Source organism: Arthrobacter horti (assembly GCF_030731045.1).
In the GTDB taxonomy this organism is placed as follows: Bacteria; Actinomycetota; Actinomycetes; order Actinomycetales; family Micrococcaceae; genus Arthrobacter_E; species Arthrobacter_E nanjingensis.
In genome coordinates this window covers 148,554-171,465 of the sequence record NZ_JAVALS010000005.1, presented here as the reverse complement: position 1 = coordinate 171,465, position 22,912 = coordinate 148,554, and the positions used below count along the sequence as shown (strand labels likewise).

Annotated in this window: 20 protein-coding genes, 1 tRNA gene and 1 pseudogene; 19 read left to right on the top strand and 3 right to left on the bottom strand. The window is 68.7% G+C overall.

The window, feature by feature from the left end:
• The first annotated feature begins 170 nt into the window (after window positions 1-170).
• From Q9R02_RS09785 to Q9R02_RS09750, 8 genes are all read left to right on the top strand, one after another.
• Window positions 171-1,775 carry an ABC transporter ATP-binding protein gene (locus tag Q9R02_RS09785; RefSeq protein WP_305996487.1) on the top strand — a complete coding sequence of 535 codons (1,605 nt, stop codon included), beginning with the start codon at window positions 171-173 and terminating at the stop codon, window positions 1,773-1,775.
• Window positions 1,741-2,955 (top strand): ABC transporter permease, encoded by a 1,215-nt coding sequence (locus Q9R02_RS09780; protein ID WP_305996486.1) that lies wholly within the window; start codon window positions 1,741-1,743, stop codon window positions 2,953-2,955. The genes Q9R02_RS09785 and Q9R02_RS09780 overlap by 35 nt, the downstream gene beginning before the upstream one ends.
• Entirely contained in the window at window positions 2,952-4,238 is a 1,287-nt protein-coding gene (locus tag Q9R02_RS09775; protein ID WP_305996485.1) for an ABC transporter permease, read from the top strand. Before Q9R02_RS09780 ends, Q9R02_RS09775 begins: the two co-directional genes overlap by 4 nt.
• Window positions 4,235-4,702, top strand: coding sequence for a cytidine deaminase (locus tag Q9R02_RS09770; protein WP_425279251.1), 468 nt, complete (start codon window positions 4,235-4,237; stop codon window positions 4,700-4,702). Before Q9R02_RS09775 ends, Q9R02_RS09770 begins: the two co-directional genes overlap by 4 nt.
• Window positions 4,699-6,024 carry a thymidine phosphorylase gene (locus tag Q9R02_RS09765; RefSeq protein WP_305996483.1) on the top strand — a complete coding sequence of 442 codons (1,326 nt, stop codon included), beginning with the start codon at window positions 4,699-4,701 and terminating at the stop codon, window positions 6,022-6,024. Before Q9R02_RS09770 ends, Q9R02_RS09765 begins: the two co-directional genes overlap by 4 nt.
• 207 nt (window positions 6,025-6,231) lie before the next feature.
• Window positions 6,232-6,930 carry a DedA family protein gene (locus tag Q9R02_RS09760; RefSeq protein WP_305996482.1) on the top strand — a complete coding sequence of 233 codons (699 nt, stop codon included), beginning with the start codon at window positions 6,232-6,234 and terminating at the stop codon, window positions 6,928-6,930.
• 95 nt (window positions 6,931-7,025) lie between these two features.
• Window positions 7,026-8,159 (top strand): adenosine deaminase, encoded by a 1,134-nt coding sequence (locus tag Q9R02_RS09755; protein WP_305996481.1) that lies wholly within the window; start codon window positions 7,026-7,028, stop codon window positions 8,157-8,159.
• A complete protein-coding gene (locus Q9R02_RS09750; protein WP_305996480.1) occupies window positions 8,156-8,848 on the top strand; it encodes a MazG nucleotide pyrophosphohydrolase domain-containing protein in 693 nt (230 codons plus the stop codon). Before Q9R02_RS09755 ends, Q9R02_RS09750 begins: the two co-directional genes overlap by 4 nt.
• 60 nt (window positions 8,849-8,908) lie before the next feature.
• Here Q9R02_RS09750 and Q9R02_RS09745 read toward each other — a convergent pair whose 3' ends face one another.
• On the bottom strand, window positions 8,909-9,862 hold the full coding sequence (locus Q9R02_RS09745; RefSeq protein ID WP_305996479.1) for an MBL fold metallo-hydrolase: 954 nt from the start codon (window positions 9,860-9,862) through the stop codon (window positions 8,909-8,911).
• 47 nt (window positions 9,863-9,909) lie between these two features.
• Between Q9R02_RS09745 and Q9R02_RS09740 the strand changes: the two genes are divergently transcribed.
• From Q9R02_RS09740 to fdhA, 11 genes and pseudogenes are all read left to right on the top strand, one after another.
• Window positions 9,910-10,290 carry a helix-turn-helix domain-containing protein gene (locus Q9R02_RS09740; protein ID WP_305996478.1) on the top strand — a complete coding sequence of 127 codons (381 nt, stop codon included), beginning with the start codon at window positions 9,910-9,912 and terminating at the stop codon, window positions 10,288-10,290.
• Window positions 10,291-10,432: 142 nt separating this feature from the next.
• Entirely contained in the window at window positions 10,433-11,713 is a 1,281-nt protein-coding gene (gene eno, locus Q9R02_RS09735; RefSeq protein WP_305996477.1) for a phosphopyruvate hydratase, read from the top strand.
• A gap of 130 nt (window positions 11,714-11,843) precedes the next feature.
• Complete coding sequence (locus Q9R02_RS09730) at window positions 11,844-12,572, top strand: FtsB family cell division protein (protein WP_305996476.1); 729 nt, start codon at window positions 11,844-11,846, stop codon at window positions 12,570-12,572.
• Window positions 12,573-12,611: 39 nt separating this feature from the next.
• Window positions 12,612-13,277, top strand: a pseudogene (locus Q9R02_RS16515) (DUF501 domain-containing protein); the annotation flags it as partial.
• Window positions 13,269-14,234 (top strand): Ppx/GppA phosphatase family protein, encoded by a 966-nt coding sequence (locus Q9R02_RS16510; RefSeq protein WP_342006915.1) that lies wholly within the window; start codon window positions 13,269-13,271, stop codon window positions 14,232-14,234. The pseudogene Q9R02_RS16515 and the gene Q9R02_RS16510, both read left to right, overlap by 9 nt.
• Window positions 14,235-14,322: 88 nt before the next feature.
• A complete protein-coding gene (locus Q9R02_RS09720; RefSeq protein WP_425279255.1) occupies window positions 14,323-15,714 on the top strand; it encodes a S8 family serine peptidase in 1,392 nt (463 codons plus the stop codon).
• Between the two features lie 74 nt (window positions 15,715-15,788).
• A complete protein-coding gene (locus Q9R02_RS09715; protein ID WP_305996474.1) occupies window positions 15,789-17,201 on the top strand; it encodes an NAD(P)/FAD-dependent oxidoreductase in 1,413 nt (470 codons plus the stop codon).
• A gap of 142 nt (window positions 17,202-17,343) precedes the next feature.
• Window positions 17,344-17,417, top strand: a tRNA-Leu gene (locus Q9R02_RS09710).
• 82 nt (window positions 17,418-17,499) lie between these two features.
• Window positions 17,500-18,651 carry an epoxide hydrolase family protein gene (locus Q9R02_RS09705; protein WP_305996473.1) on the top strand — a complete coding sequence of 384 codons (1,152 nt, stop codon included), beginning with the start codon at window positions 17,500-17,502 and terminating at the stop codon, window positions 18,649-18,651.
• A gap of 85 nt (window positions 18,652-18,736) precedes the next feature.
• Window positions 18,737-18,994, top strand: a complete 258-nt coding sequence (locus Q9R02_RS09700) for a (4Fe-4S)-binding protein (RefSeq protein WP_305996472.1) — start codon at window positions 18,737-18,739, stop codon at window positions 18,992-18,994.
• Window positions 18,995-19,355: 361 nt separating this feature from the next.
• Window positions 19,356-20,573, top strand: a complete 1,218-nt coding sequence (fdhA, locus tag Q9R02_RS09695; RefSeq protein ID WP_305996471.1) for a formaldehyde dehydrogenase, glutathione-independent — start codon at window positions 19,356-19,358, stop codon at window positions 20,571-20,573.
• Between the two features lie 67 nt (window positions 20,574-20,640).
• Here fdhA and Q9R02_RS09690 read toward each other — a convergent pair whose 3' ends face one another.
• Together Q9R02_RS09690 and Q9R02_RS09685 are read right to left on the bottom strand one after the other, a co-directional pair.
• Window positions 20,641-22,239 (bottom strand): chloride channel protein, encoded by a 1,599-nt coding sequence (locus Q9R02_RS09690; protein ID WP_305996470.1) that lies wholly within the window; start codon window positions 22,237-22,239, stop codon window positions 20,641-20,643.
• Entirely contained in the window at window positions 22,236-22,691 is a 456-nt protein-coding gene (locus tag Q9R02_RS09685; RefSeq protein ID WP_305996469.1) for a MarR family winged helix-turn-helix transcriptional regulator, read from the bottom strand. Before Q9R02_RS09685 ends, Q9R02_RS09690 begins: the two co-directional genes overlap by 4 nt.
• Between the last annotated feature and the right edge of the window lie 221 nt (window positions 22,692-22,912).

Here is a 22,912-nt window from a genome sequence, read left to right as displayed (position 1 = left end):
CCAAAGTGCCGCCGCCCCTCCCTCCGGCCTGAGCCGGATCAGGGGCGGCGGCTCTTTGCATGCGAGGGGACCCCTCCCCGCACGCGGCGTCCTGGGATAGCCTGCTGACAGCCGCGCCGAGCGCGGTTCGCGGCACCATCTGACGGAATCGATGGAACGGAAACAACAGCGTGAAACTTGAGCTTCGGGGGATCACCAAGACCTTCGGCACGTTCACGGCCAACGACCACATCGACGTGGTGGTCGAACCCGGCCAGATCCATTGCCTTCTCGGAGAGAACGGCGCCGGAAAATCAACTCTCATGAACGTCCTCTACGGTCTCTACGAACCCACGGCGGGCGAGATCCTGGTGGACGGCAAGTCGGTGTCCTTCCGGGGCCCGGGAGACGCCATGGCGGCGGGGATCGGCATGGTGCACCAGCACTTCATGCTGGTGCCGGTGTTCACCGTGGCGGAGAACGTGGCGCTGGGTGCGGAGACCACCAAGGCGGGCGGCTTCCTGGACCTGGAGGCCACCAAGGCCCGGATCCGCGAGATCTCCGAGCGCTACGGCTTCAACGTGGACCCTGACGCCCTGGTGGAGGACCTCCCAGTGGGTGTCCAGCAGCGCGTGGAGATCATCAAGGCGCTGGTCCGTGAGGCCAAGGTCCTGATCCTGGACGAGCCCACTGCGGTCCTCACCCCGCAGGAAACGGACGAGCTCCTGGACATCATGCGCCAGCTCAAGGCCTCCGGGACCTCGATCCTGTTCATCTCCCACAAGCTGCGCGAGGTGAAGGCTGTATCAGACACCATCACCGTCATCCGGCGCGGCAAGGTGGTGGGCTCGGCCGATCCGTCGGCGTCCACCACGGAACTGGCCGCCCTCATGGTGGGCCGGCCCGTGAACCTGAGCCTCGGCAAGGCGCCGGCTCAGCCCGGTGACACCACCTTCAGGATCCGTGGACTCACGGTGCTGGCATCCAACGGCCAGCGCGTGGTGGACGGGCTCGACCTGGAAATCGCGGAAGGCGAGATTCTCGCCGTCGCGGGCGTCCAGGGCAACGGCCAGACCGAGCTGACCGAGGCCATCCTGGGCCTGCATGAGCACGTGAGCGGATCCATCACGCTGGACGGCAAGGAACTCGTGGGCCGCAGCGTGAAGGAGGTCCTGCGCGCCGGCGTCGGCTTCGTCCCGGAGGACCGCACCGAGGACGGTCTGGTGGGCAGCTTCTCCGTGGCGGAGAACCTGATCCTGGACCTCTACGATCAGGGCCCGTACGCCAGAGGCCTGGCGATGAGTCCGGAGAAGGTGGCCCGCAACGCCGAGTCCCGGATCCAGGAGTTCGACATCCGCACCCCTTCCGGGGCCACCCCGGCCGGGGCCCTGTCCGGTGGCAACCAGCAGAAGGTGGTCATGGCGCGGGAGCTGTCCCGCCCGCTGCGCCTCTTCGTGGCGTCCCAGCCCACCCGTGGCGTGGATGTGGGCTCCATCGAGTTCCTGCACCGGCGGATCGTGGAGGAACGGGACAAGGGCGTGCCCGTGCTGATCGTCTCCACCGAGCTGGACGAGGTGGTGGAACTCGCCGACCGCATCGCCGTCCTGTACAAGGGCCGCGTGGTGGGCGTGGTCCCGCAGGACACCCCGCGCGACGTCCTGGGCCTCATGATGGCCGGCGTCCCGGCCGAGGAGGCCGCCACCGAGCAGACCACCGCCGAGCACACCGCCGCCGCGGCGACGCAGAGCACTGACGAAGGAGATGCCGGTGAACAGCCAGGCAGTGTCCAAGCCTGAGAGCACGGACGTACTCAAGAAGATCTTCACGGGCAGCGCGCTCGTGTCCGTGCTGTCGGTGTTCCTGGCACTGGTGGTGGGCGGCCTGCTGATCGCCGCGACGGACAAGGACGTGGCGAGCACGGCCGGGTACTTCTTCGCCCGTCCCACCGACTTCCTGTCCGCCTTCTGGTCGGCGGCCACCAACTCCTACGTGGCGCTGTTCCAGGGTGCCGTGTTCGCGCCCGGCGTGAGCGGCCCCCTCGGGCCCTTCGGACCGTTCATGGAGACCCTGACCATCGCCACCCCGCTGATCACCTCCGGACTGGGCGTGGCTCTGGCCTTCCGGGCCGGGCTCTTCAACATCGGCGCCCAGGGCCAGATCATCGTCTCCGGCACCCTTGCGGCCTACCTCGGCTTCGCCTGGCACCTGCCGATCGTCCTGCACCTCCTGCTGGTGGTCGTGGCGGGCATCCTGGGTGGCGCCGCCTGGGGTGGCCTGGTCGGCTACCTCAAGGCCCGCACCGGAGCCCACGAGGTCATCCTCACGATCATGTTCAACTACGTGGCGCTTTTCGCGCTGCGCTGGCTCCTGACCACACCGGCGTTCCTGCGCCCGGGTGAGTCGAACCCGATCACGCCGCGCCTGGATGACAGCGCCCTGTATCCCTTGATCGCCGGTGGCCAGTACCGTCTGCACCTGGGCTTCATCGTGGCCATCGGCGCCACGGTCCTGGTCTGGTGGCTGCTGAACCGCTCCACGCTCGGCTTTGAGTTCCGCGCCATCGGTGCCAACCCGAAGGCCGCACTGACGGCCGGCGTGAACGTCTCCCGGGCCACCATCCTGGTCATGGCGATCGCCGGCGGCCTGGCGGGTCTGAGCGGTGTGGCACAGGTGGCCGGCACGGAGAAGGTGCTGACCGACGGCGTCGCCGCCAGCTACGGCTTCGATGCGATCACCGTGGCCCTGCTCGGACGCTCCACCCCGTGGGGCACGTTCTTCGCCGGCCTGCTGTTCGGCGCCTTCCGTGCCGGTGCCGTCCAGATGCAGATCCAGACGGGCACCCCCATCGACATCGTCCTGGTCGTCCAGTCCCTGATCGTCCTCTTCATCGCGGCGCCCCCGCTGGTGAAGGCCGTGTTCGGCATGAACCGGAAGAAGAAGGCGGCCGCCTCCACGGTCGCAGGAGGCGCAGCATGAGCACCACACTCGCACCCGGTACCGCCCTTCCGGGCACCGCCATCAGCACGCTGGGCTGGAAGATCCCGGTGATCCTGGGCATCGTGTCCGTGGCCACCCTCCTCTTCTGCGGGATCCTCGGCCCGGACTCGAGTGCCTCCTTCGGCATCTCGCAGAGCGGGGACGTCTTCCAGATCCCCGAGCTGACCCTCCCGGGGAAGGCCACGGGCATCGTGCTGGGGCTCGTCATGGTGGCCATCACGGTCTGGTCCGTGATGCTTCGCAGGCAGGGCCGGTCCATCCCTGCCTGGGCCACCGCCGTGTTCGTGGCCGCGTTCGTCATGGCCTTCCTGACCGCCATGGTCGGCGGCGCCCGGCTTCACGAGATCTCCCTGGCCGGCCTGCTCGGCGGTTCGGTGACGCTCGCCGTGCCGCTCGTGTTCGGTTCCCTCTCCGGCGTGCTCTGTGAGCGCGTCGGCGTCGTCAACATCGCCATCGAAGGCCAGCTCCTGGGCGGAGCCTTCACCGCAGCGCTCGTCGGCAGCGTCACCCACAGCGCCATGCTCGGCATGCTGGCCGCAGCCGTGGCCGGTGCCCTCGTGTCCATGGTGCTGGCGGTGTTCAGCATCAAGTACCTGGTCAACCAGGTGATCGTGGGCGTGGTCCTGAACGTGCTGGTCTCCGGCATCACGGGCTTCTTCTTCACCACGCTGCTGCAGCCGGACTTCGAGCACCTGAACACCCCTCCGCGCCTGGCGGAGATCGACATCCCGCTGCTCTCCGCCATCCCGGTGATCGGCCCGATCCTGTTCAAACAGTCCATCATCGGCTACGCCATGTACATCGCCGTGTTCGTGGTGTGGGTGGCCCTGTTCAAAACCAAGTGGGGCCTGCGCGTCCGTGCCGTGGGGGAGCACCCGCAGGCCGCGGACACCCTGGGCATCAACGTCAACGCCACCCGGTTCTGGAATGTGACCCTGGGCGGTGCGATCGCCGGCATCGGCGGTTCCTACTTCACGCTGGTGGCGGTGGACTCCTTCACCAAGGAGATCTCCGGGGGCCGTGGCTTCATCGCCCTGGCGGCCCTGATCTTCGGCCGCTGGAACCCCATCGGTGCCTTCCTGGCCGCTCTGCTGTTCGGTTTCGCGGACAACCTCCAGTCGCTCGTGACGATCATCGGCACCCCGGTGCCCAGCCAGTTCATGGCCATGCTGCCGTACCTGGTGACCATCCTGGCCGTGGCCGGCCTGGTGGGCCGGTCCCGCGGGCCGGCGGCCAGCGGCGAACCGTACGTGAAGGAATGAGGGTGCCGGAAAGCACGACGACGGCGGCGCGCCGCGGCGATCCCGACTGGGAGGCGCTGCGGCGAGCCGCCGTCGTCGCGATGGAGAAGGCGTATGCGCCTTACTCCCGCTTCCCGGTCGGCGCCGCGGCCCTGCTGGACGACGGGCGTGTGGTGTCCGGCTGCAATGTGGAGAACGCCAGTTACGGGCTGACCCTGTGCGCCGAGTGCACTCTTGTCGGCCAGATCCGGATGGGCGGCGGCGGATTGATCCGTGCGTTCTACTGCGTGGACGGTGACGGCTCGGTGCTCATGCCGTGCGGCCGGTGCCGTCAGCTGCTGTACGAATTCCGCGCCCCGGACATGGTCCTCATGACGGGCCATGGGGTGAAGACCATGGACGAGGTGCTGCCGGACGCTTTCGGGCCGCAGCACCTCGAGGAGGTCCGGCCGGAGAGCCCGGACGGAGCAGGAGGAGAAGCATGAGCGAAGCATTCGACGCCGTGGACGTGATCCGGACCAAGCGGGACCGAGGCGTTCTCAGCCCTGGCCAGATCGACTGGGTCATCGACGCCTACACGCGCGGGGCGGTGGCCGAGGAGCAGATGTCCGCGCTGGGCATGGCCATCCTGCTCAACGGGATGAATCGGGAGGAGATCGCCCGCTGGACGGCGGCCATGATCGCCTCGGGGGAGCGGATGGACTTCTCCTCCCTACGGCCCCGTGACGGAGGGCCGGCGAACAGCACAGGTGCCAAGCCGACCACGGACAAGCACTCCACGGGCGGGGTGGGGGACAAGATCACCCTGCCACTGGCGCCCCTGGTCGCCGTCTACGGGGTGGCCGTGCCGCAGCTGTCCGGCCGCGGGCTCGGCCACACCGGCGGCACCCTGGACAAACTGGAAGCGATCCCCGGCTGGCGTGCCGCGCTGAGCAATGAGGAGATGCTGGCGCAGCTGCAAGACGTGGGCGCAGTGATCTGTGCGGCCGGTACCGGGCTGGCCCCCGCGGACAAGAAGCTCTACGCTCTGCGGGACGTCACCGGGACGGTGGAGGCCATCCCGCTCATCGCCTCCTCCATCATGAGCAAGAAGATCGCGGAGGGCACCGGGTCCCTGGTGCTGGACGTCAAGGTGGGCAGCGGGGCGTTCATGAAGGATGAGGCCCAGGCCCGTGAGCTCGCACGGACCATGGTGGAGCTAGGCCATGACGCCGGTGTGAACACCGTGGCCCTCCTGACGGACATGTCCACGCCGCTCGGCCTGACCGCGGGCAACGCCATCGAGGTGGAGGAGTCCGTGGAAGTGCTCGCCGGCGGGGGCCCGCAGGACGTCGTCGAACTGACCGTCCGGCTCGCCGAGGAGATGCTTCAGGCGGCCGGCGTCACCGACGCCGATCCCGCCGTCGCGCTCAAGGACGGCCGTGCCATGGACGTCTGGCGCCGCATGATCGCAGCCCAGGGTGGCGATCCGGATGCCGCGCTGCCCGTGGCGAAGGAGAGCGAGACGGTCCTCGCCCCGGCTGACGGGGTCCTGGTGGAGCTGGACGCGCTCAAGGTGGGTGTCGCGGCCTGGCGTCTCGGCGCCGGGCGCGCCCGGAAGGAGGACGCCGTGCAGGCAGGCGCCGGGGTGCGGATGCACGCCAAGCCGGGCGCCGTCGTCCGCGCGGGGGAACCGCTCATGACGCTCCTGACGGACACCTCGGAGCGCTTCGCCCGGGCACAGGAGGCGCTGGAAGGGGCGGTCACGATCGCCCCGGAAGGTGCACGGCCGGCCCGGGAACTGATCATCGATCGCATCGCGCTCTGACGCCCGGAAGGGGGAGAACCGGCGCCCGGCGCTCCGTCCTGGGTATGAGGACGGAACGCCGGAATGATCGGCCCCTGGGGGGAAGCGCTGAGTGGATGGCGCCGCGTAGCGTTGAAGGTGTCGAATCCACGGTGGCCGTGTAGCGAACGGCGCGGCCACCGTGGGACACTTTCCTCATCTTTTCTTTTCCTCTAGGAGCGCCACCGCGTGGATTTTCTGAATCTCTGGCTGATTCATGCAGCAAGCCAGCCGTGGCTCTACCCGGTGCTCCTGATCTTCTTCTTCGTCGACGGTTTCGCGACCATCCTCCCGAGCGAAACCGCCCTCGTCGCGCTGTCCGCACTCTCCCTGCACAGTGGGGAGCCGAATCTGGTATTCCTGGCACTGACTGCACTCGTGGGTGCCATGGCAGGCGACAACACGGCATATCTGCTCGGCCGGAAGATCGGCACCGACCGCTGGAAATGGATGCGTCGGCCGCGGGTGCAGAAGATGTTCGAATGGGCGCGCTATGAACTCACCAAACGCGGTGCCGTCCTGATCTTCACGGCGCGGTACATCCCGTGGGGCCGGGTGGCCGTCAATTACGTGGCAGGTCAGACCGGGTTCAAGCACCGGAAGTTCTTCGCCCTGGACGCATTCGCGTGCCTGACCTGGGTGGGATATTCAATGGGCATCGGCCTGCTCGCGGGCCGCTGGGTACATCACAATCCTCTGCTGGGCGTCGGAATCGCCGTCGGATTCGCCCTGGTACTGGGCTTCGTCATCGACCACGCGCTGCGCTGGTGGCATAAGCGCAAGGGCGACGCCGAGGACCTCCACCGCCCGGTCAGCCTGAAGAAGGAACGTCTGGATCCCGAACCCCACCCCCAGAACGGCAGCACGGAGACGCCGTCCGCGCCCTAATTCAGTTTTTGCGCCGTGATTCACCCGCGGAAAAGGAATCCGGCCGCGGGCCCCGCGCTTCCAGGCCGCCGCTTCCGCACACTAGAGTTTGTCCCGTGACTGAAGCCCTGAACAACACCGCTCCCGCCGTCGACTTCGACCTCAAGACCCTTCCCAAGGTCTCGCTGCACGACCACCTGGACGGCGGCCTGCGCCCCGCCACCATCATCGAGCTGGCCGCCGAGGTCGGGCATGAGCTGCCCTCCACCGACCCGGTGGCCCTGGGCGAGTGGTTCCGCGACTCCGCCGACTCCGGCTCGCTGGTCCGCTACCTGGAGACCTTCGACCACACCATCGCCGTCATGCAGACCCGAGAGGGCCTCATCCGCGTGGCCCGTGAGTTCGTTGAGGACCTGGCCGAGGACGGCGTCGTCTACGGCGAGGTCCGCTGGGCCCCGGAGCAGCACCTGCAGCGCGGCCTCACCCTGGATGAGGCCGTCGAGGCCGTGCAGGAGGGCCTGGAGGCCGGCATGGCCGCCGCCGAGGAGCGCGGCCAGGAGGTCCAGGTCGGCCAGCTCATCACCGCCATGCGGCACGCCGACCGCGGACAGGAGATCGCCGAACTCGCCGTCCGCCACCGTGACCGCGGCGCCGTCGGCTTCGACATCGCCGGCGCGGAGCTCGGCTTCCCCCCGTCGCGCTTCCGTGACGCCTTCACGTACCTGGCCGAAAACAACTTCCCGGCCACCGTGCACGCCGGCGAGGCCGACGGCCTGGCCAGCATCCAGTCCGCCCTGGTGGACGGCCGGGCCCTCCGCCTGGGTCACGGTGTGCGCATCGCCGAGGACGTCTCGGTGGAGTTCGAGACCGACGACGACGGCGACCAGGTGGGCATGGTGACCTTCGGCCACCTGGCGTCCTGGGTCCGCGACCGCGGCATCGCGCTGGAGATCTGCCCGTCCTCCAACCTGCAGACCGGCGCGATCGCCGGCTTCGGCGAAGACATCTCCGCCCACCCGATCGACATGCTGTACCAGACGGGCTTCAACGTCACCATCAACACGGACAACCGCCTCATGGGCGGCGTCACGCTGACGGACGAGTTCGAGCTCCTGGTGGAGACCTTCGACTATGACCTGGACGACCTCCTGGAACTGACCCTCAATGCCGCCGAGGCCACCTTCCTGCCGCTGGAGGAGAAGGAAGCCCTGGTGGAGTACATCAACGAGGCGTACGCCAACCTGGCATGAGCCACGTGCCCGGGGACCAGAACGTGACGGCGGGGGAGCGGACCGATGCGCTCCTGGAGTGCATCGCCGCCCTCCGCACCCACTGCCCCTGGACCCGGGCGCTCACCCACGTGAGCCTCCTCGAGTACCTGATCGAGGAGGCTCACGAGGTGGTGGAGACCTTGGAACGCGGCACCGATCTGACACAGGAGCTGGCGCAGGAGCTGGGCGACGTCCTCCTCCAGGTGGTGCTGCACGCGCGCATCGCCGAAGAGGACGGGCGGTTCGCCTTCGGCGACGTGGCCGACGGCCTGCGGGCCAAGCTCATCCGCCGTAACCCCCATGTGTTCCACGCCGACGGCTCCCTCCGGGACACCTTCCCCGCGACCGTGGAGGAGATCGAGCTGCGCTGGGACGCGGTGAAGCGCGCGGAGAAACCGCGCCGGGGTTCCGTGTTCGACGGCGTCCCGGAGTCCCTGCCCGCGCTCGCCCGGGCCGCCAAGCTGCTCGGCCGGGCCGAGCGGCAGGGCGTGACGCTGGAACCGGCGGCGGCGCCGTCGTCCGACGGGGCTTTTCCGGATGAGGTGTTCGGTGACGAGGAAGCGCTCGGAGAGTTCCTCCTCGCGATGGTCGCCAAGGCTCACGTTCGGGGCCTTGACGCCGAGCGTGCCCTGCGGGCGGCTCTCCGGCGTCGGGAGCCCGGGCAGTAGACACCCGCCCGGTCCGTCCGGGATCCGAATGGATCGCCCGTGTTGAATGGTGCCGCGGGCTCAGATGCGAGTGGCCCTTCCATGGTCGTGACTCGGGATCACCTGCACCGATGGCGGCAGAACATGCAAGCGGTGGAGCGCGCGCCAGTTCGCCTCCCGATCGGTGTCCACCAGACATCCTGGGAATCCGGAGCGCTGTCGCAGCTGCTCGATCTGCATCCCGTGCCACGCGACGTCTCCGGCAAGCAGGACGGGACCGCTGTCCGTGGCCAGCAGGATCCCGATGCTTCCCGGTGTATGACCGGCCAGATCCACCAGCACCACGCTCCCGTCGCCGAACAGGTCGTGGCTGTGGTCGAAGGTCAGGACCGGCGGTCCCTCCAAGCTGAAGGTGAACAGCTCCCGTCCGCCGAGCGCCCGGCGGACACCGCCTGCCGGAGCGCGGGCTCCGGTGGCGGCCCAGCTCACTTCGGTGTCACGGAGAAGTGCCGGCAGCGCCGGGAGGTCGAGCAGTCCTGACACGTGGTCCCAGTGGGCATGAGTGCACAAGGAGATGTCCGGAACGATCCCCGCCTCCTGGAGGGCCACCGCCGTCGGAATGGTCGATGCCGGAGGCCTGATCGTGGCCCTCATGAGCGGTTCAAGGTCCGGCATGACCCGGGTGTGGACCTCCGCGGGAATCGCCGGGTCGACGAGGATTCTGGCCGCCGGATGATGAATGACGAACGACTGCAGGCTGAGTTGCTCTGCTCCGGTGGCTCGTTCGAAGAGAAGCCGGCCTGGCACGGAGCGGGGCACCTGGCGCAGGAGCTGGAGACGCACGGTCCGCCGGGCCTTCGGAAGGGGACCGGAGGCCCTCTCGGCGAAGGTGGCAAGCAGCCCTCGGTCCGGGCGGCGCGGCAGCGCGAGGGACCGGACCTCGGCCAGGGCCATCGACACGGCTTCAGAGGGGGTCAGGAGCGCGGCACGGGAGTCGAGACCGGCGAACGGATTGGGGTGGAAGGTGACGTCCATGGCTTCGACAGTAGAAGTTCAGGTCGGCCTGAAGGCAAGATGGGTTCATGAGGATCTCCCGTGCGGCCGAGCTGGCCGGAGTCCCCACCCATGTGCTCCGCCATTGGGAGGACGAACTTCTGCTCAGACCCGAGCGACGCGCCGGGAATCAGCGCGACTACACCCGGGATCAGGTGGACCAGGCGGTGATCATCCGCCGGCTGCGTCTGGCCGGAGTGGGGATCCCCACCCTCAGACAGTTGCTGGCCGCGCCCGCCGCCGAGCGTGGGGCCATTCTTGCCGCCGTTGCCGAGAGGCTGGAGCGGGAGGCCACTCAGGCACACTCCGCCGCACAGTTTCTCCGTCACACCATGAGCTGCAGCCATGCGGTGATCGAGGAGTGTCCCCAGTGCCGGCGCTACGCCCAAGATGGTCCCGGCGAGCGTTAATACTCCGTCCCCCGAGCGTGGGCGATCAGCCCCTGCGCTAGGCTTGAGGCGGGACGAGGCCGTCCTCACCGCACGGCCCATCCACGACTGAGTAGCGATGTGTCCACACGGTGACACGTCAGCTGAAGAACAGGAGCTTTTCATGGCGCTCATTGATGCCATCCACGCCCGCGAGATCCTCGATTCCCGTGGCAACCCGACCGTTGAAGTTGAAGTCCTCCTGAGCGATGGCTCCCTGGGCCGCGCCGCCGTTCCGTCCGGCGCCTCCACCGGTGAGCACGAGGCCGTGGAACTGCGTGACGGTGACAAGGGCCGTTACCTCGGCAAGGGCGTGCTGCAGGCCGTCGACGCCGTCATCGAGACCATCGGCGAGGCACTTGAGGGCTTCGACGCCACCGACCAGCGTGCCATCGACGCCGCCATGATCGAACTGGACGGCACCCCGAACAAGGGCAAGCTCGGCGCCAACGCCATCCTGGGCGTCTCCCTGGCCGTGGCCAACGCCGCCGCCGCCTCTGCCGACCTGCCGCTCTACAAGTACCTGGGCGGCCCCAACGCCCACGTGCTGCCCGTGCCCCTGATGAACATCCTCAACGGCGGCTCCCACGCGGACTCCGATGTGGACATCCAGGAGTTCATGATCGCCCCCGTCGGCGCCGAGACCTTCTCCGAGGGCCTGCGCTGGGGCGTCGAGGTCTACCACAACCTCAAGTCCGTCCTGAAGGAGAAGGGCCTGGCCACCGGTCTGGGTGACGAGGGCGGCTTCGCCCCGAACCTGCCCAGCAACCGCGCCGCCCTGGACCTGATCCAGGAGGCGATCATCAAGGCCGGCTACACCCCAGGCAAGGACATCGCCCTGGCCCTGGACGTCGCCTCCTCCGAGTTCTTCGAGAACGGTGCCTACCAGTTCGAGGGCAAGCAGCTCTCCGGTGAGGAGATGAGCGCGTACTACGCCGAGCTCGTCGCCGCCTACCCGCTGGTCTCCATCGAGGATCCGCTGGATGAGAACGACTGGGACGGCTGGAAGCACCTGACCGACACCCTGGGCGACAAGGTCCAGCTGGTGGGCGACGACCTGTTCGTCACCAACCCGGTCCGCCTGCAGCAGGGCATCGACTCCGGCACCGCCAACTCCCTGCTGGTCAAGGTGAACCAGATCGGTTCCCTGACCGAGACCCTGGACGCCGTCTCCCTGGCCCAGCGCGCCGGCTACACCACGATCACCTCCCACCGCTCCGGCGAGACCGAGGACACCACGATCGCGGACATCGCCGTCGCCACCAACGCCGGCCAGATCAAGACCGGTGCCCCGGCCCGCTCGGAGCGCGTGGCCAAGTACAACCAGTTGCTGCGCATCGAGGAGGAGCTCGCCGACGCCGCCGTGTACGCCGGCCGTGGCGCCTTCCCGCGTTTCAAGGGCTAAAGCCCGGCGCTGCCCGGAACGGTGGTTATGGTTGAAGGAACCATGACCGCCGTTCCGGCGTTTAACCGCCCGTGCGGCGGAACCGCTTTCGTCCAGACTCCCGCAGCCAGACTTTTCAGAGGTGATCACCGTGGCCACCCGCCGACCCAAGGTACCGCGCGCTCATGTGCTCGACGGCGGTGCTCGCGCGCCCCGTGCGGCTGAGAGGCTGAGTGCGGCCGAGAGGCCGAGCGCACCGGCACCGGAGGCCCGCGACGCCGAGGTGACGGAGCTGCCGGTCAAGGTACGGCCGAAGCCGGAGCCCAAGGCTGAGTCCGGCAAATCTCAGGACGGTCACGGCAGCCACCATGGCAAGTCGAAGACTGCGGTTGGCAAGCCGGCCGGCGGATCCGGCAAGGGGCACGGCGACGGAAGTGGCAAGAAGTCCGGCAAGGACCACTCCAAGTCCAAGGAACAGGATGCCGCCCCCGTCCCGGCCCGCGCCTTCTCCGGGCGGCTGCTGGCCCTCGGGCTGGTGATGGTGGCCATCACGGTCCTGCTGGCCCCGACCGTGAAGAACTGGTGGGATCAGCGGCAGCAGATCTCGCAGCTCCAGGCGGACATCCGAGCACGTCAGGCCGAGCGGCAGGACCTGACCAAGCAGATCAGCCGGTGGAACGATCCGGCCTACGTCCGGCAGCAGGCCCGCGACCGCATTAACATGGTGATGCCCGGAGAGATCGGGTACTGGGTCTTCGGGAAGGACGGCGGCACGGCCGGGATCCCCGCGGGAACGCCGGACGGGACCGCGGCGGCCACCGGCCAGGACGAACCCTGGACCCAGAAATTCCTGGACTCGGTCCGGGAAGCCAACAAGTAGAGCATCGGCGGATTCCCCGCCACAGTGAGGACGAAACGAATGAGCGCAGTGGCGCAGAGCGCGACCGGCGGCGAGGCCCGCAGGGTCACGGAACACGACCTGGACACGCTGAGCCGGCAGCTCGGGCGCCCGGTCCGGGACGTCGTGGAGATCTCCGCACGCTGCGTCTGCGGCAACCCGCTCGTCGCCGCCACGGCGCCGCGGCTGAGCACGGGCACGCCGTTCCCCACCACTTTCTACCTCACCCACCCCGTCATCACCTCCGCCGTGTCCCGCCTGGAGGCGGCCGGCCGGATGAACGAGATGAACGACCGTCTGGCGGCCGATCCGGAGCTGGCGGCCGCTCACCGTGCCGCTCACGAGGCCTATCTGGCCGCGCGTGCCGAGATCGGACGGACCAGCGGCGTGGGCGAGGTTCCGGAGATCGACGGGATCTCCGCCGGCGGCATGCCGGAACGCGTGAAGTGCCTCCATGTGCTGGTGGGCCATTCGCTGGCCGCCGGCTCCGGAGTGAACCCGCTGGGCGATGAGGCCCTGGGGGGGATCGCCGAGTGGTGGACCGTGGAGCGTTGCCACTGCGACGGCGCCTGGGACACCAGCGGCCAGGCACCGGAGAAGGACCTGAGCCGCCATGGCCCCCAGGGCCGCCCCGATCTGGTGGGCCGCCCGGCCCCGCGCCGCTCCACCACCCGCCGCGTGGCGGCCATCGACTGCGGCACCAACTCGATCCGCCTGCTGATCGCGGACCGCGACGCCAAGGGCCGCCTGGAAGACATCGAACGCCGGATGCGCGTGGTCCGGCTGGGCCAGGACGTGGACAAGACGGGCAAGTTCGCCCCGGAGGCCCTGGAGCGCACGTTTGCCGCGGCGGAGGAGTACGCCGCACTCATCGCCGGACATCCCGAACCCACCGCGGACGGCGGCACCACCCACCTCACCCCGGCCGACATCCGCTTCGTGGCCACCTCGGCCACCCGCGACGCCCGGAACCGGGAACTCTTCCTGGAAGGCATCCGCGAGCGGCTCGGCGTGGAGGTGGAGGTCATCTCCGGCGACGAGGAGGCGGCGCTGTCCTTCGCCGGCGCCGCCAGCGTCCTGCCGCCCCGCGGCAGCGAGCTGACGCTCGTGGTGGACCTCGGCGGCGGCAGCACCGAGTTCGTCGTCGGCGACGACGACGGTGTGCAGGCCGCGCGCAGTGTCGACATCGGCTGTGTGCGGCTCACCGAGCGGCACCTGCGCAGCGATCCGCCCACGGCGGAGGAGATCGCGGCCGCAGAGGTGGACGTGAATGCGGCGATCGACCTGGTGCTGGAAACCGTCCCGCTCGGCCGCGCGAGCGCCGTCGTCGGGGTGGCGGGTTCCATCACCACCATCACGGCGTTCGCCCTGGGCCTGGAACAGTACGACTCCAGCCTGATCCACGGGAGCCGCCACAGCCTGGACGCCTTCCGCGACGCCTGCGACCGTCTCCTGGCGATGAGCCATAACGAGCGCGCCGCGCTCGGCTTCATGCATCCGGGACGGGTGGATGTGATCGGGGCAGGCGCCCTGGTGTGGCGGACCATCCTCAGCCGTCTGGAGGAGCTCAGCGGCGGGAGCCTCACGGAGGCCGTGACCAGCGAGCACGATATTCTGGACGGAATCGCCCTCAGCATCGACTGAGACGCGACGCCGATGGGACGGCGGCCCCGAGCTGGTCCGCTGCCGTCCCCGCGACGGAACGACAGGAGTGCATGTGGCACGACGCTCGATGACGAAGACAGGCCTGCGTGCCGGTCTCCGTGTGATGGCGGGTGCCCTCTCACTGGCCCTGGCAGGGCCGCTGACGGCCACAGTCCCCGCCCATGCGGACTCGGTGCGCGACGGCGAGTACTGGCTTGACGCTTACGGCATCACCAAGGCGTGGAAGCAGAGCCGCGGCGGCGGGGTGAAGGTGGCGGTCATCGACTCCGGCATCGACACTTCGCATCCCGATCTCAAGGGCGCCGTGGTGGACGGCACGGACGTCTCCGGCGCCGGCGCCCCTGACGGGACCAAGAGCATCGGTGCCAAGCCCGAGCACGGGACGCTGGTGGCCAGCCTCCTGGCCGGACGGGGCCACGGCAGCTGGCCGACCGCCGGACCCGGCTCCAGTCCGAGTCCCAGCCCGGACCCCGCCACGGTGGCCGGCGCGGGAACAGGTCCGGACGGGATGATCGGCGTCGCCCCGGACGCCCAACTGCTCTCCATCTCCACCTGGCTGGGTTCCCCGAACCCGGCGGGCAAGTCGGACCAGGACCAGATCCCGGAGGCCGTGCGCTGGGCCGTCGACCACGGGGCCAAGGTCATCAACATCTCGCTGGGCAGCTCCTCCCCGGACTGGCCGCAGAGCTGGGACGCCGCGTTCCTCTACGCCGAGCAGAAGGACGTGGTGATCGTCGCCGCGGCCGGCAACCGGGCCGGAGGCAATGTCCAGGTGGGCGCACCGGCGACCATCCCGGGCGTGGTCACGGTGGCCGGCCTGGACCGGAACAACGTGGCCAGTCAGGACTCGTCCTCGCAGGGGATCAGTATCGCGGTGGCCGCGCCGGCGGAGGATCTGGAGGGCGCCCTGCCCGGTGGCCTGTATGCCACCTGGAGCGGAACCTCGGGAGCGGCGCCGATCGTGGCCGGCGTGGCGGCACTCATCCGTTCCAAATATCCGGACATGAGCGCCAAGCAGGTCATCAACCGCATCGTCTCCACGGCCAGGGACACGGGAGCGCCCGGTCGCGATCCCTTGTACGGGTTCGGCATTCTGGACGCGGACAAGGCCCTGACCGCCGACGTCCCGGAGACCGATGTGAATCCGCTGGGCAGCATCGCCGACTGGATCAGGGTGCACCGGCGCGGGGGAGATGCCAACGGGAAATCCCCGGCGGACCCCGGACGTCTCATGCCCCAGCCGTCCGTCTCCGACCCGCCGGTCCCGGTGGCCCAGGCCGTGAACGGGCTGGACGCGACGGGCCCGGCGGCCATCGTGCTCGGGTTCGGCGCTCTGCTGGTGCTGCTGCTGGCCGCGGCCGTGGTGCACGTGCGGAGGGTCGGGCGCCGTGAGGCCCGTGACGTCTCAGCGGAGAGTGGTTCCGGGACCGCGGCCGAGGAGCCGGACACCGGAGGCTGAGCCGTCCGCCTGGAACGATATGAGCCCCGCACTCACTATGTGAATGTTTTCACAAACTGCGGTATTCTGGGAGCATGGCAACCACTCAGCAGCCCCTCGCTCCCCAATTGCAGGACCGTCCGCGCGTCCTCGTCGTCGGCGGCGGCTACGTCGGACTGTACGTAGCCCTGAAGCTTCAGAAGAAGATCGCCAACGCCGGTGGCATCGTCACCGTCGTCGATCCGCTTCCCTACATGACGTACCAGCCGTTCCTGCCCGAGGTGGCCGGCGGCAACATCGAGGCCCGCCACGCCGTGGTCTCCCACCGTCAGCACCTCAAGCAGACCGAACTCATCCAGGGCCGCGTCACCGCGATCGACCACGCCAACCGCAAGGCCGTCGTCGCGCCGGCCGACGGTGGCGCACCGTTCGAGATCCCGTACTTCGACGTCGTTCTGGCTGCCGGCGCCATCACCCGCACCTTCCCGATCCCGGGTCTGGCGGACAAGGGCATCGGCCTGAAGACCATCGAAGAGGCCGTGGCCCTCCGCAACAAGGTCCTCAGCAAGATCGAGCTCGCCTCCACCATGACCGATCCCGAGGCCCGCAAGGCCGCCCTGACCTTCGTGGTGGTGGGCGGTGGCTTCGCCGGCATCGAGGCGATCACCGAGCTCGAGGACATGGCCCGCCAGGCTGTCCGCGAGAACCCGCGCGTGGACCAGAGCGAGATCCGCTTCGTCCTGGTCGAGGCCATGGGCCGCATCATGCCCGAGGTCACCGCCGAGCAGGCCGAGTGGGTCGTCGAGCACCTGCGCAGCCGCGGCATCGAGGTGCTGCTGAACACCTCCCTGGCCGACGCCGAGGACAAGCTCAAGCTCATCAACATGGCGGACAAGTCCCCGGCGGGCGAATTCGCCGCGGACACCCTCATCTGGGCCGCCGGTGTTCAGGCGAACCCGATGGTCCGCTCCACCGACTTCCCGCTGGAGCCCCGTGGCCGCGTCCGCGTGCTGCCTGACCTGCGCATCGCCGGTGACGAGGGCATCATCGACAACGCCTGGGCCGCCGGCGACGTCGCCGCCGTTCCGGACCTCACGGGCAAGGGCCTGCCGGACGGCACCTGCGTGCCGAACGCCCAGCACGCCCTGCGTCAGGCCAAGGTTCTGGCGAAGAACCTGTGGGCCTCCCGCTGGGACAAGCCGATGCACGACTACAAGCACAAGAACCTCGGTGCTGTGGCCGGTTTCGGCTCCTGGAAGGGTGTCGCCAACATCAACCTGCTGGGCCGCATCGGTCTTAAGGGCCCGCTGGCCTGGATCGCGCACCGTGGCTACCACGGCATGGCGATGCCGACCTTCGAGCGTAAGTTCCGCGTGGTCGGTGGCTGGTTCCTGAGCCTCTTCTCGGGCCGCGACACCACTCAGCTGGTGGACCTGGACAACCCGCGCGGTGCCTTCGAGGCCGCCGCCCGTCCGGCCCCGAAGCCGGCTGAGACCGCGTCCAAGTAGGCCGTAGGGTCTCCGTGAGGAGGCCGCCTGAGGCTGCCTGATTCACGACGTCGGCGCCGTTCACCTTCCCGGTGAACGGCGCCGACGTCGTTTCCGGGCGCCATGCGGGCCCACCGCGGCTGTTGGATAGGATGGTCCGGGCGCCCCAGTAGCCCAATTGGCAGAGGCAGCCGACTTAAAATCGGCACAGTCAGGGTTCGAGTCCCTGCTGGGGCACGAGTGGCGGTATGCCGCTTCAGTGTCAGAGCCCGTTCGTAGACTGTGAGAGTCCCACCGCAAGATCACGAACGGAGTAATGATGAGCAACACCGCAATTCGTCCCACCCGTATCGACATCCCGCAGGACCGTCTTGACGACCTCGCCACCCGGCTGGAACGGGCGCTCTGGCCGGACGAGCTTCCTGGCGTGGGCGACTCCTACGGGGTCCCACTCGGGCGGGTGCGCCGGCTGGCCGAGTACTGGAGGAACGGCTTCGACTGGCGTTCCGTCGAGGCCCGGCTCAACTCCTTCCCCCAGTTCGTCACGGAGCTCGACGGCGAGCAGATCCACTTCATCCACGTCCGCTCCAGCCGTCCGGACGCCATCCCCCTGATCCTCACCCACGGCTGGCCGGGCAGTGTGTTCGAGTACCTGGACATCATCGGCCCGCTCACGGAGCCGGAGGACCCGTCGGCGCCCGCCTTCGACGTGGTCATCCCCTCCCTCCCGGGCTTCGCCTTCTCCGGGCCCACCCGGAGCACCGGCTGGAACCGGTACCGCACGGCCGCGGCGTGGGCGGAGCTGATGGCACGGCTGGGCTACGAACGCTACGGTGCGGTGGGCAATGACGGCGGATCCATGGTCTCGCCGGAGATCGGCCGGCTGGATCCGGAGCACGTGGTCGGTGTGCATGTGACACAGCTCTTCTCCTTCCCCACGGGAGATCCGTCCGATTTCGCTGACCTCTCCGAAGAGGATCAGGCGGGGCTCCAGCATCTGCAGTGGTTCTACGAGAACAAGATGTCCTTCAACATCCTGCACAGCCAGCAGCCACAGACACTCGCGTACGCGCTGGCCGATTCACCGGTGGGGCTGCTCGGCTGGAACATCCAGCTCTTCGGTGAGGGCCTGGAGGATGAGTTCGTCATCGCCAACGTGGCCAGCTACTGGCTGACCGGCACGGCGGGATCGGCCATCCGCTTCTACTACGAGGACGCGCACGCCGAGCAGCAGCCGAGTGGACAGACCACGGTTCCCACCGGGCTGGCCATGTTCGCCGGGGACTTCCAGTCCATCCGGAAGTTCGCGGACCGGGATCACGCGGCCATCGTCAGTTGGAACCGCTACGACGTGAACGTCCCGGGTGGAGGGCCGAACGACGCGGCCGGCCACTACGCCGCTCACGAAGCGCCGGAGGTTCTCACCGCGGACATCCGGGGGTTCTTCGGGCTCGTCACCGAGCAGGTCTGATCCCGGGCCTCTGCCCGTGGGCGCGCGGCCTTGAGACCGTGCGCCCACGGGGAGCCGTCGGGGAGCCCGGGAGTAGTCTTCATTCATGAGCGAGCATGACGAATCACCGTCCATCCGTGAGTACCCCGGTGAAGGCTTCGTGGTGACGTGGGAGGCCGTGCGCTGCCGGCACGCGACCGAGTGCGTCCGAGGGCTCCCGACGGTGTTCGACAGAGACCGCAGGCCCTGGATCTCCACTGACGATGCGACGGTCGACGAGGTGGTCGCGGTCATCGACCGCTGTCCCAGTTACGCGCTCGGCTACCGCACGGAGGACGGGCGGGTGCGCACGGCACCCCGGTAGCCCGCCTGGAAGAAGGGCAGGTCCCGCATCGGTGCAGCCGGGTCCTGAGCGGCCGACAACTAGTCGTCCATTGATATATCAATCTTAAAATAACCATCCCCACGGTATGGTTTTTCCTTCACACCTCACTTAGGCTCTGTCATAACGAGCGAACGGGAAGCGTGCGGAAGCCCATCAGGCGGCCGGATCGATGACTTCCCGTGGCGGCGCATCGCCGTCGAGTATGCGAGCACACCATCGCGTCTGAACCGCTGGGATCCGCTCCGCGATCGCGGACGGATGCCTGCACGGCCGTCGGCACCGTGATGCCGTCGGCCCGGATCACCATCGATCAACTCAATGAAGTGTTGAAGGAGCGGGAATGTCAGGAAACAGGGCGGTCGCCTACAAGTCGCCGGGAGTCGTCGAGGTCATCGACACGGAATACCCGACGTTCGAGTTGAAGGACGGCCCGGGCGTCAACCCGCTGAACGTCGGGCGCAAGGTGCCGCACGGAGTGATTCTCCGGACCGTGACCACCAACATCTGCGGCTCGGATCAGCACATGGTCCGCGGCCGGACGACGGCGCCGCAGAACCTGGTCCTGGGCCACGAGATCACGGGCGAAGTCGTGGAGGTGGGATCCGACGTCGAGTTCATCAAGGTGGGGGACATCGTCTCCGTGCCGTTCAACATCTCCTGTGGACGCTGCCGCAACTGCAAGGAGGGCAAGACCGGTATCTGCCTGAACGTGAACCCGGACCGTCCCGGCAGCGCCTACGGCTACGTCGACATGGGTGGCTGGGTCGGCGGCCAGGCCGAGTACGTGCTGGTCCCGTACGCCGACTGGAATCTCCTGAAGTTCCCGGACCGTGATCAGGCGCTGGAGAAGATCATGGATCTGACCATGCTCTCCGACATCTTCCCCACGGGATTCCACGGCGCCGTCACGGCAAATGTCGGGGTCGGTTCCACCGTCTACATCGCCGGTGCGGGTCCCGTCGGCCTGGCGGCCGCCGCCGGCGCGCAGCTGCTCGGCGCCGCCGTGGTGATCGTCGGCGACATGAACGAAGACCGCCTGGCGCAGGCGCGTTCCTTCGGCTGCGAGACCGTCAACGTGGGTGCGGGTGACCCCCGGGACCAGATCGAGCAGCTGCTCGGCGTCCCGGAGGTGGACTGCGGCATCGACGCAGTGGGCTTCGAGGCGAAGGGCCACGGCAAGGACGCCTCTCACGAGGCGCCCGCCACCGTCCTGAACTCCCTCATGGATCTGACCGCGGCCGGCGGCTCGCTCGGCATTCCCGGCCTGTACGTCACGGGGGATCCGGGCGGCATCGACGAGGCCGCGCAGCGCGGCTCGCTGTCGCTGTCCCTCGGGACGGGCTGGGCGAAGTCCCTGTCCTTCACCACGGGCCAGTGCCCGGTGATGAAGTACAACCGGCAGCTGATGATGGCGATCCTGCATGACAAGGTCCAGATCGCGAAGGCCGTCAACGCGAAGGCCATCCCGCTTGAGGATGCGCCGCGCGGCTACGCCGAATTCGACGCCGGTGCGGCCACCAAGTACGTACTGAACCCGAACGGCTACGTGCGCAACTGACGCTGGACGCCAACGGAGGGCCGTCGGGACCATGGGGTCCCGGCGGCCCTCCGCTGTGTGGAGGCGCCTACGATGCGGGCAGCTTCGCCAGGTACCGCAGCGACCGCTCCCGGTCCGTCGACTCGGAAAGGTCGTGCAGTCTGGCCACCAGCAGATCACGAGGGCCGAGCACTCCCCGGACGCGGCCGTCGTCGTCGATCACCGGAAGTTCGTCCGTCTCCGCCTCAGCCAGCAGATACGCGGCGTGCCTCAGCGTGTGGCGCGGGTGAAGCGCGACGCCGGTGCGCGGCGTCGTCGGCCCCTCCGCCGGCCGCATGGCGTCCTCGCAGAAGAACGTCTCCAACGGGTCGGTGCTGTAGTCGCGGGTCAGATGCAGTCCGCGCCGGGCGATCTTCTCCGTCAGCACGGAGCGGGGCAGGACCAGCACGGAGATCCCGTAGGCGACCACCGAGGCGATCAGCAGGGGCAGCGCCGCATCCCAGGCGTGCGTGAGCTCCAGGGTGAACACCACGCCCGTCAGCGGCGAGCGCATCACCCCACCCACCACGGCCGTGAGCCCGAGAAGTGCCCAGAATCCGGGGATGACGGGCGGCAGCAGCAGCCCGACAGCGGCGCCGAGCGCCCCGCCGATCATGAACACCGGGGCCAGCACGCCGCCCGAGGTTCCGCTGCCCAGTGACAGGGACCAGATGAGCGTCTTGACCACCAGGATGCCGACGATCAGGCCGGTGGTCGCCTGCCCGGTCAGGAGCGCGTCGATCACGTCGTAGCCTACGCCCAGGGCGCGCGGCTCCACGAGACCGCCGAGCCCGATGATGAGGCCGCCGATGGCCGGCCACCACATCCAGTGGAACGGCAGCCGCGCGAAGGCATCCTCAGCCCGGTACACCAGCCAGGTGGCGCCGGCCGCCACGATGGCACCGGTCACGCCCACCACGGCGGCCAGCGCATCGACGGTGGGGGAGAGGTGCATGCCGGCCGTGGAGACCGGGAAGACGGGGGCGCTGCCGAGGATGAGCCCCCGCACCACGGTGGCGACGGCGACTCCCAGTGACACCGGGATGAAGCTGCGCGGACGCCATTCGAACAGCAGCAGTTCCACTGCGAGCAGCACGGCGGCCAGCGGCGAGTTGAAGGTGGCAGCCATACCGGCGGCGGCGCCGGTGACCAGAAGGGTCTTGCGTTCGTCCGCTGTGAGGTGGAGGTGCTGGGCCAGGATCGAGCCGACGGCGCCACCGGTCATGATGATGGGCCCCTCGGCGCCGAACGGGCCACCCGAGCCGATGCTGATGGCCGCGGACACGGGCTTGAGGATCGCCACCTTGGGCATGATCCGGCTGCCCTTGATGAGGATCGACTCGATCGCCTCGGGCATGCCGTGCCCCCGGATCTTCTCGGAGCCGAAACGCGCCATGAGACCGATGACCAGGCCTCCTGCGATGGGCACGAACAGGACCTGCCACCACGGATGTCCCGGGCCCACGGCGACCATGGCCGTGGAGACCCGGCCGAAGAAGAAGAGATTCGTGGCCAGTCCGATGAGGGAGAGCAGGGCCCAGGCGGCGCACGCGCCCAGGGCGCCGACCGGCAAAGCCAGCAGGGCGATCACGGGCAGGCGCCGGTCTACGGAGAAATCGCCGAGCCTCTGGCGCGCGTGAGCGCTCATGCCACCACCGCCCGGCTGAGGGAGGCGGCCGAGAGGTGGGCGTGCAGGGCCGTGAGGCCTGCGCTGAGCTGCTCGCGAGTGCCCGGGGCCAGCTCCTCGAGCGCGGTGCGGAACTCCTGTTCGCGACGGCGGCGGACGGCCTTGACGGCGGACGCCCCCTTCTCGGTGAGGGACAGGAGGACCAGGCTGCGGTTGTCCGGCGAGCCGCTGCGTTCAACGTAGCCGCCGGTGCCGAGCCGGTCCGCGAGCCGTGTCACGGAGGAGCCCGCGCTCTCCAGGATGGTGGCGAGGGTGCCGCTGGGCACGGTGCCGTGGTCGTGCAGGGCGAAGAGCATACGCATCTGCGGGAGGGTCAGCTCGGTGGCGTCCTCCACACTGCGCATCGCCACGGCGAGGAAGTCCCGCGTGGCGCGCTGCAGTGATTCCACCTGGGCGTCCAAATCATTTGCCATAGGACAAGTATTGCTTAATGCAAATGGCAAAGTTCCGGCGTTGCGGAGTGCGACCGGGCCCCGTCCGTGTTCTGGCTGGTGAGGCGGCACATTCGTTATCAGATTCTGACCCGCCAAAGTGTGGCCCGGGTCACATTGATGGGAGTACTCTCTTGAAAGTGCTCGCGACCAACCCGCTGCGGGCGCATGATCAAGACCCTGATTTGGCGCGGAGGCCATAC